Genomic DNA, 7,746 nt, shown 5'->3' with positions numbered 1-7,746 from the left:
CCGCCCCTTCACCACCCTGGAGTCCCCATGTACGCCGTCACCGACCCGGCGACCGCAGAGGTCGTCGCGACCTACCTGACCGCCACCGACGCCGAGGTCGCCGCGGCCGTCGACGCGGCCCATGCCGCGACGGCGTGGGGCCGCTCCGCCTCTGTCGCCGAACGGGCCGCGCTGCTGCGCCGCCTCGGCGACCTGCACGCCGAGCACCAGGACGCGCTCGCCGCGAGCATCGTCCGCGAGATGGGCAAGCCCCTCGCCGAGGCGCAGGGCGAGATCGGCTTCTGCACCGAGATCTACCACTACTACGCCGACCACGCCGAGGAGTTCCTCGCCGACGAGCCCCTCGACGTCACCTCGGGCCCGGGCAGCGCCGTCGTCCGGCGCAGCCCCGTGGGCGTCCTGCTCGGCATCATGCCGTGGAACTTCCCCGCCTACCAGGTCGCCCGCTTCGCCGCCCCGAACCTGGCCATCGGCAACACCGTCGTCCTCAAGCACGCCCCGCAGTGCCCCGCCACCGCCGCGCTCCTGGAGAAGCTGTTCGCGCAGGCGGGCTTCCCGGCGGGGGCGTACGTCAACGTCTACGCCACCAACGAGCAGGTCGCCGACGTGATCGCCGACCCGCGCGTCCAGGGCGTGTCGCTCACCGGTTCGGAGCGGGCGGGCGCCGCCGTCGCCGAGATCGCGGGCCGCCACCTGAAGAAGGTCGTCCTCGAACTCGGCGGCTCCGACCCGTTCCTCCTGCTGTCCACCGACGACCTGGACGCGGTCGTCGACGCCGCCGTCGCCGCGCGGCTCGACAACACCGGCCAGGCCTGCAACGCCGCCAAGCGCTTCGTGGTCGTCGAGGAGCTGTACGAGCCGTTCGTCGAGAGGTTCACCGCCCGCCTCCTCGCCGCGGAGACCGGGGCGCCCCTGTCGTCCGTGGCCGCCGCCGAACACCTCGGCCGCCAGGTGGACGCGGCCGTCGCCGAGGGCGCGACCCTGCACGGCACCGGCCGCCGGCACGGCGCGTACGTCCCGGCCGGGGTCCTCACCGGGCTCACCACCGGGCACGCTGCCGCCCGGCAGGAGCTGTTCGGCCCGGTCGCCATGGTCTTCGCGGCCGCCGACGAGGACGACGCGGTCCGCATCGCCAACGACACCCCGTACGGCCTCGGTTCGTACGTCTTCACCACCGACCCGGCCCAGGCCGAGCGGGTCGCCGACCGGATCGAGGCCGGCATGGTCTTCGTCAACGGCGTCGGCGCGGAGGGCGCGGAGCTGCCCTTCGGCGGCGTCAAGCGCTCGGGCTTCGGGCGCGAACTCGGCCGCCCGGGCATCGAGGAGTTCGTCAACAAGAAGCTGATCCGCACCGTGGCGTGAGCGCGGACGCGCACGCGCGGGCACGGACGACGGGAGCGGGCACGGGCGCCCCTGCCCGTGCCCGCTCCCGTGCTTGCTCCCGTCCCGCCGCGTCCCCGTGGGGATCGTGGGGATCAGGGGGTGCCCAGGTACTCGGTGGCCTCGACGTCGTTCAGGTGGATGAGGATGTCGTGTGCCTTGCCGAGCCCGATCCGGTACGTCTGCGGGTCGGGCCACCCGGCGCCGATGTTGTAGGTCAGCCGGGGCTTCGCCAGCCAGGCGCGGGCGGAGTTCGGCGCCGTGCGCATGTCGAGGACGTAGTCCTCCTGGCGGACCTTGTCCAGGGTGTCCTCGTTGGAGCCCGCCGGCGCGGCACCCACGCGGTAGGTCCGGATCACGTTGTCCTCGGTGCCGAACGCCTTGAACGCGCCCTGGTGGAACGTGAAGCCGATGCTGACGTACTCGCGGCCCAGCGCGTCGTGCAGGAACGACCCCTGCGTCTTGGGGTAGCGCTCGTCGAACGAGTCGTAGGACACGTGGGTGTTGTGCGCCGACAGCAGGATCCTGTCGCCGGTGTGCTCGCGCCACCACGCCACGTTCTGCGCCATCACCTCGTCGCGCATCCGCATCATCTTCGTGACCTCGGCGTCGTCGGTCACGTCGAACGAGTAGCCCGCGGCCATCTGGTGGATGGTCCTGGCGTGCTGCACGGCCCACAGGTGGGCCTGCCGCTCGCCGCGCCCCGGCCGCTGGTCGCGCAGGAGCTCGTACACCTCGCGGGTGCGCTCCGCCCGCTCCATGCGCTCGGCCAGCGGCAGCTTGAGGTACGCGTCGCTGTACGTGCCGGCGTCGGTGGTGGGGGCCAGTCCGCGGTAGAGCTCGTCGACGCGCCCCAGCAACCGCGGGTACTGCCGGGCCACGTAGTCCGTCACCCGTCGGTACGACTCCGGCCCCGCGTAGCCCATGTCGTCGCCCATGATCCGCACCGGGTCCTTCGGGTGACTGCGGTTGTACGCGCGCATCCACTCGAAGAGGTTCCTGTAGTCCTGGTTGTTCCAGATCCGGTACGCGCCTTGGAACTCGTCGTCCGCGATGTCCCGCAGGTCGCCCTTGCCGTGCAGCACGTACTCGTCGATCCGTACACCGCTGCTCCAGGGCAGCTCCAGGGAGAAGGTCCGGAAGCCCTTCTCCTCGACCAGGTAGCGGAAGACCCGGTGCTTCATCCGGAAGAAGTCCCGCGAACCGTGGGTGGCCTCGCCCAGCCCCACCACGTCGGCGCCCCCGATCATGCGGCCCAGCGCGTCGAGGTCCCGCAGACCGCCGTCGGGGTCGGTGCTCCTGAGCGGGCGGGCGGCGTGCTCGATGGCGGCCACCACGCCCTTCAGGTCCTGGCCCGCGGCCGGGCCCCGGGCCGCGGTGGTCGTGGTCGCCGTGCGAGCCTGCGGCGGCGCGTCCTGCACCGCGTCGGCGAGGGCCGGGGTGGCGGCCGCCAGGGCGGCGAGGGAGAGGAGGGCCGAGGGGATGATCACTGCCTTGCTTCGCGTCATGCCCTTAGATTCCCGTGCGCACCAGGGGCGTCACGAACCCATACGCTGCCCACCTGGAGGTACCGCAGGCACTACCACCGCACCCCTGCCACCCCCCGCCGCACGGGTGCCGGGCCCGGCGTCGACCGGGCCCGGCAGTGCGTCACTTGAGCGGTTCCAGCCTGATGTTGCGGAAGCGGACCTTGTTCCCGTGGTCCTGGAGGCGGATCGGTCCCGCCGCCGGGGTCTCGGCCCGGCCCGACGCGGTCGGACCGTCGAGCGTGATGTCGTCGTGCACCTTCGTGCCGTTCCACACCACGGTCAGCCGGGCGTCCGCGGTCTTCTTGCCCGCGTCGTCGTAGCGGGCGGCCCGGAAGACGAGGTCGTACGTCTGCCAGGTCTCGGGCGCCTTGGCCGCGTTGACGTCCGGCGCCTTCTTCAGATAGATGGCTCCTGCCTCGTTGGTGTCCAGGGTGGTGTCCCCGTAGGAGTCCAGGATCTGCAGTTCGTAGCGGTCCTGGATGAAGATGCCGCTGTTCCCGCGGTTCTGGCCGGTGACGTCGTCCGGCAGCAGCGGGACACGGAACTCGACGTGCAGCTTGAAGTCCTGGTACGCGTCGATGGTCCGGATGTCACCGCAGCACACCTCCATCGACTTCTCGTCGGCGAGCGGCCACTCCACGCGCCGGCCGTCCGTGTGCTGCCACTGCGTCTGCGAGGCCGCGGTGCCGTCGAAGAGGGCGAGCCGCGTGCCGTGCGGGCGCACCGTGAGCGCGTCGAGGTTCACATGACCGGTGTCCCCGGCGTCGAAGCGGTAGGAGAGGGTGTTCTTCCCCGCGCGCAGCCGCACCTCCTCGGTCCGGCTGGACCAGGTGTCCCAGTTGTCCGTGGAGGGGAGCTTCACCTGCCGCAGCTTCTTCCCGTTGGTGTACAGGGAGAGCGACTTGGTGCCCTGGAAGGGGTTCGGGCCGTTGGAGTAGCGCAGGTTGACGTCGTAGGTGCCCGACTTCTTGACCGTCACGTCGAAGGTCGTGCCGACCTTGCCCTCCGTGTTGTACCGGGCGACGAACCCGCTGCCGGAGTAGCCGGAGTGGTCCGTGGCGACACCGGCCACACCGGTGAGCCGCGCCTCCTCGGCCTCGTACTGGACGGCGGCGGGCGGCTGCTTGCCGGGCATGGCGTTGAGCGTGTACCAGGCCTCGGTGTTCCACAGCGACTCACCGGACTCGGACGTGAACGGCCGCGGGGAGCGCACGTGCACGACCCGGTCGGGCTTCAGGTTGTCCAGCCGCAGCTTGACGGTGCGCCTGTCCTTCGACAGCTCGGCGGACCGTACGGGGAGCACCTCTTCGGCGATCTTCGGGCCGCCGTAGTCGGAGGTCGGCGTGTAGCGCCACTGCTCGGCCTTGTAGTGCTTGGCCAGCTCCTCGGCCGTCTTCGCGGACACGGGCTGCGTGTAGGTCAGGTCGAAGCCGCCCGGCACCGCGCGCATCGTCTTGACGTCGAAGGTGTTGTTGTCGTTCGGAGTGAGCTTCTGCAGACCGAACTTGAGCTTGCCCTCCTGGCCCCAGTTGCCGTCGGCGCCCAGGCCGCCGGCGTAGATCGCGCCGTCGGGACCGTAGGACAGTCGGTTGACACCGGCCTCAAGGCCCTGCGTGTAGCGGAAGACCGCGCCCTGGTACTGCCCCTTCACCTTCTCCAGGTACGCGCGCTGCAGACCGCCGTAGGTCACGTCGCCGATCAGCATCTGACCCTTGAACTGACCCTTCTTCACATACAGCGGTGTGGAGGGGGAGTTGGCGATCTCGTTCTGCGGCAGCCACAGCACCGGCGCGGTCGGGACGGCCGCGTCGAAGGGGCCGGACGGCTCGGTGTAGTGGTTGAAGAAGCGGCCCTGCTTGATGTGGACGAGCTTCGACGAGGGCAGCCAGCCGCCCTGGTTGTCCGTGGCGAAGATCTCGCCCTCGGGACCCCAGCCGATTCCGTTCGGCGTGCGCAGACCGCCCGCGACCGGGCTGATCTTGCCGGTCTTCTTGCTGACCTTGTACGTGGTCCCGCGGTTCGGGGCCGGCTGCGGGACCGTGGTCGCGCCGCCGAGGTTGATGGAGACCGACAGGTTCACGTAGAAGTAGCCGTCGCGGTAGAGGAGGCCGAAGGCGAACTCGTGGAAGTTCCCGCCGTACGGCCAGGTCGCCACCTTGCGGTACTCGTCGGTGACGTCGTCGTGGTCCTTGTCGACGAGCCGGGTCAGCTGGTGCTTCTGCGACACGTACAGCGAACCGTCGACGTACTTGATGCCCATGGGCTCGCGCAGCCCGCTCGCCACCTTCTTGACGGTGACCTTGTCCTTGCTGGTCTTCCCGGTCACGTTGTCCAGCAGGTAGACCTCACCGGCAACGTTGTCGGAGCCGCCCCAGGTGGTGATCGCCAGACGTCCGTCGGGCAGCCAGTCCATGCCGCTGACCTGCGGCTCGAAGCCGTCGGGACGCAGGTCGGTGAGGGTCAGGCCGGGGTTCACCTCCGTCAGCGGGAGGCCGTCGCCGGGGGTGTCGCCGCTCTCCTCGCACTCCTTGCGCCCGGGGGCCGTGACCCGGACGACGCCGGCGTCCGTGCTCAGCGCCTCGCGCGGCACGGTGGTGAAGTCGCTCGCCCCCGGCGGCTGCCAGGCCAGCCGCAGTTCCTGTCCGCCGTCACGCTCGAAGTGCTCGATGCGCAACGGGTGCGAACCCGCGGTGAGTTGGACGGAGGCGTCCTTCGGCTCCGCGCCGTGGAGTCCGTCGTGGTCGATGACGGTGGCGCCGTCGATGCTCAGCCGGGAGCCGTCGTCGCTGGTGAGGCGCAGCCCGTAGGTGCCGTCGCTCGGTACGACCAGATAGCCGGTCACCTCCGAGACGAAGCGGTCGGAGAAGCCGCCGAAGTCCTCGGCCGTGGACCAGTCCACCGTCGACTTGAGCGCGTCGTGGTTGGGCGTCTGACCGGGCTTGAGGGTGCACAGCTTGCTCAGCGGCGTCTGCACGTCGAACACGCGCAGGGTGACGCCGGGTTCCTGGGGCGGGATGGCCGCGGCGGCGTCCGCGGCGGCCGTGGCGTCCTCGGCGGCCGAGACGGCGGGGGCCGCGAGGAGACCGCCGGCCAGGACGGCCCCGGTCAGCAGGGAGGTGAGGAGTCTTCGGGCACGCACGAACTGATGGTGGGACAACGGTCCTCCATGTGGCGGGACCGGACCGTGCCGGACTGCGTTCCGGTCTCTGTTACGTGGCTGAGTTGCGCCGCCAACCTAAGGGCCTTTCACTTTGTCTGTCCATACTTTGTACTGCGAGTGTTCAAAGTCCTTGATGTGAACGGGAAATGGGCCGCGGCGGTGGGCCGCGGAACGGACGCCCGGGGGCCCGCGGTCCAGGCGGTCCGGGGCAGTCGGCGACATGGTGGGACGGCGTGATCGTGACGGCACCCGGTACCTGGGCCGCGTCGGGCAGACTCGGTACCCGAAGGACCCGTGCCGCGGTCGGGCGACCGTGCGCGCCGCCGGTCCCGGACCCCGACCGGGGCCCGACATCGACAGACACGGAGCTCGTCATGACCACACCGCGCGACCTTCTGATCAGCACCATGGATGTCGGGTCCGACCGTCCCGCCGGGCAGGGCGACCTCTCGCTGGCCCTCGCCGGAGCCGAACTCGTCGATCTCGGCGAGGCCGGGGTCCTCACCCTGGACGGGGACCGCATCGTGCCCGCCGAACAGGGGCGGGGAGAGCTGGGGGACGGCCTGCTGGAGGAGGCGGCGTCGGCGCTCCACCGACAGGAGCCGTACGAGTCCGTCGAGGACTGGCTGTGGCGCCGGGGCCGCGACCTGTCCGCGACCTACCTCGCCGCGCTGCGGGCGGAGGGACAGGTCACGCGGCCACGCCACGGATGGAACCCCTTCCGCGACGGCGAGGAGACCCTGACGGACTCCCCGGCCCGGCGCCACGCGGCCGCCCGCCGTACGGCGGACGAGCCGGTCCTCGCGTTCCTGACGGCCGCCGTGGGCCTGCGCGACGAACCGGAAGGAGAGGTGGCGGACCACGTGGACGACGCGGTCGTGACCGTACTGGCCGCGGTCAACGACGCGGTGCGGGAACTGGAAGCCGTACGGCAGCGGCGCAGCATCGAGAACGCGGCCTTCGACAACATCTGGCGCGGCCAGTGACGGGGACGGCCTGAGGGGGCGGACCCGCTGCCGCTCCCCGGCGGTGGGCGTGCGTCGGGCGCCGGTCGTCTACCGCTCGTGGTCGGTCCGGGACAGCGGCCGGGCGGCGGGGCCCGGCCGCGTGCCCGCCTCCCTCGGCCGCAGCGGGCCGTGGCCGTCGGCGCAGGTGACCACCGTGTGCAGGGGTTCGCCGCAGTCCGAGTGGTAGACGTCCAGGGGCGGCCCCGCCGGGTCGGCCGTGTAGTGGTCCCCCCACTGCTTGAGCGCCAGCATCACGGGCCACAGGTCCCAGCCCTTGCCGGTGAGCCGGTACTCGTTCCGGGTGCGCCGGCCCGACTCCTGGTAGGGGACGGTGTCCAGGATCCCGGCCGCGACCAGCTTGCGCAGCCGGTCCGCGAGCACCGCGTCGGAGAGTCCGATGTGCCGCCGGAAGTCGTCGAAGCGCCGTACCCCGTTCATGGCGTCCCGGAGCACCAGCAGGGACCACTTCTCGCCCACCACGTCCAGCGTGCGCCGGACGGTGCAGTTCTCGGTACTGACCTCAAGCCACTCCATGCGACGAGCCTAGGCCCGCTCCGCCATTGACAGCCAGAAGCGGGAGTGGCTAGCTTCGGCAAACAAAGCCAGCCGTCGGAGGAGCAGCATGGACAGGTCGCGCACGTTCACGTGGGAGGACCCGGCCGTCTCGGCG

At 71.1% G+C, this 7,746-nt stretch carries 5 protein-coding genes; 2 read left to right on the top strand and 3 right to left on the bottom strand.

Annotated features, from left to right (window positions below):
• Nucleotides 1–27: 27 nt before the first annotated feature.
• The gene (locus FGF04_RS19985) at nt 28–1,362 is read left to right on the top strand and encodes an aldehyde dehydrogenase family protein (protein ID WP_149512691.1); all 1,335 of its coding nucleotides are present in this window, start codon (nt 28–30) and stop codon (nt 1,360–1,362) included.
• A 113-nt stretch (nt 1,363–1,475) separates the two neighbouring features.
• On the opposite strand, the gene FGF04_RS19980 is transcribed toward FGF04_RS19985, so the two are convergent.
• Both FGF04_RS19980 and FGF04_RS19975 read right to left on the bottom strand, forming a co-directional pair.
• The gene (locus FGF04_RS19980) at nt 1,476–2,888 is read right to left on the bottom strand and encodes an erythromycin esterase family protein (RefSeq protein WP_149512690.1); all 1,413 of its coding nucleotides are present in this window, start codon (nt 2,886–2,888) and stop codon (nt 1,476–1,478) included.
• A 142-nt stretch (nt 2,889–3,030) separates the two neighbouring features.
• Nucleotides 3,031–6,066 carry a family 16 glycoside hydrolase gene (locus FGF04_RS19975; RefSeq protein ID WP_149512689.1) on the bottom strand — a complete coding sequence of 1,012 codons (3,036 nt, stop codon included), beginning with the start codon at nt 6,064–6,066 and terminating at the stop codon, nt 3,031–3,033.
• A gap of 377 nt (nt 6,067–6,443) precedes the next feature.
• Between FGF04_RS19975 and FGF04_RS19970 the strand changes: the two genes are divergently transcribed.
• The gene (locus tag FGF04_RS19970) at nt 6,444–7,055 is read left to right on the top strand and encodes a GOLPH3/VPS74 family protein (protein WP_149512688.1); all 612 of its coding nucleotides are present in this window, start codon (nt 6,444–6,446) and stop codon (nt 7,053–7,055) included.
• 69 nt (nt 7,056–7,124) lie between these two features.
• Here the strand turns inward: FGF04_RS19970 and FGF04_RS19965 are convergent, their stop codons facing one another.
• Nucleotides 7,125–7,610, bottom strand: a complete 486-nt coding sequence (locus FGF04_RS19965; RefSeq protein ID WP_149512687.1) for a winged helix-turn-helix transcriptional regulator — start codon at nt 7,608–7,610, stop codon at nt 7,125–7,127.
• Between the last annotated feature and the right edge of the window lie 136 nt (nt 7,611–7,746).

This window comes from Streptomyces apricus (genome assembly GCF_008369065.1).
GTDB lineage: Bacteria > Actinomycetota > Actinomycetes > Streptomycetales > Streptomycetaceae > Streptomyces > Streptomyces apricus.
This window is presented reverse-complemented; position numbering and strand designations above follow the sequence as displayed.

Bases quoted from the DNA above. Each gene is read 5' to 3' on its own strand.
- FGF04_RS19985 (WP_149512691.1), top strand. From the start codon at position 28: ATGTACGCCGTCACCGACCCGGCGACCGCAGAGGTCGTCGCGACCTAC.
- FGF04_RS19980 (WP_149512690.1), bottom strand. From the start codon at position 2,888: ATGACGCGAAGCAAGGCAGTGATCATCCCCTCGGCCCTCCTCTCCCTC.
- FGF04_RS19970 (WP_149512688.1), top strand. From the start codon at position 6,444: ATGACCACACCGCGCGACCTTCTGATCAGCACCATGGATGTCGGGTCC.
- FGF04_RS19965 (WP_149512687.1), bottom strand. From the start codon at position 7,610: ATGGAGTGGCTTGAGGTCAGTACCGAGAACTGCACCGTCCGGCGCACG.